Annotated in this window: 1 pseudogene; it reads left to right on the top strand. The window is 66.9% G+C overall.

The features are described 5' to 3' along the window. Window positions 1-206: 206 nt before the first annotated feature. Window positions 207-924 (top strand): annotated as a pseudogene (locus tag KBX00_RS28970) (hypothetical protein); the annotation flags it as partial.

The raw sequence follows: 924 nt of genomic DNA, 5'->3' as shown, positions 1-924 counted from the left end.
AGAACAGAACAGCGACGGCACCTGGGGCCTACACACCTTCCTCAACGGCAACGACTGGGACGGCACCTGGTACACCGGCGGCTCCATGAACCTCGACCGCGTCGCCGGCCGACTCGTCCTCGGCAGCTGGTAGACCCCTCATCCGCTCGGGCGGCCGTGGCACCGCGCCCGGCCGCCCGGGATCCGCACCCCTTTTAAGGACGACGATGCTTCCTGGCCTTCGTACCACTCTTGGGCTGACTCTTTCGCTCACCGTCGCCGCCGCCGTGGCTGCGCCGACACCTGCCCTCGCCGAGCCGAGCCCGCAGCTACTCCTCGCCGCCGCCGTCGCGCCCTGCGTGGATGGCGGTCCCACGGCCGGTGACCAGGCTGTCGCGGACTTCGTCAACCCTCGACTCTCCGCCAAGATGCGCAATGCGGTAAGCGCCTACACCGCCTCCTGCCTACGAGCAGTGGTCACCGCCGTACAGAAGCGTGGGCTACCCAAACGCGCTGCGGTGATCGCCATCACCACCGCGATCGTGGAAAGCTCCATCCGAAACATCAGCGAGGAGGTCGACCATGACAGCCTCGGGATCTTCCAGCAGCGAGCGTCGTGGGGCTCGCGGTCACAGCGGCTGAATCCGGAGTGGGCCACAAACGCATTCCTCAACAAGATGATCAGCCTGTACCCGAACGGGGCCTGGCAGAGCGCGCCGATCGGCGAGGTCTGCCAGCGGGTTCAGGTGTCCGCATTTCCTGAGCGCTACCAGCCGCAGGCCGGTGACGCACAGATCCTGGTCGACGCGGTGTGGCGCCGTCCGGCTGCGCCGTCGCTCGGGTACGACATGGGTGACGGGACGATGCGGATCTACCGCTGGACCTCCGACGGCAACTCGTTCAACCGCGCCAACGACTACAACTCCGGAAGCTTCTCCCTCGACA

This window comes from Micromonospora sp. C95 (genome assembly GCF_018070465.1).
Classification (GTDB): domain Bacteria; phylum Actinomycetota; class Actinomycetes; order Mycobacteriales; family Micromonosporaceae; genus Micromonospora.
This window is presented reverse-complemented; position numbering and strand designations above follow the sequence as displayed.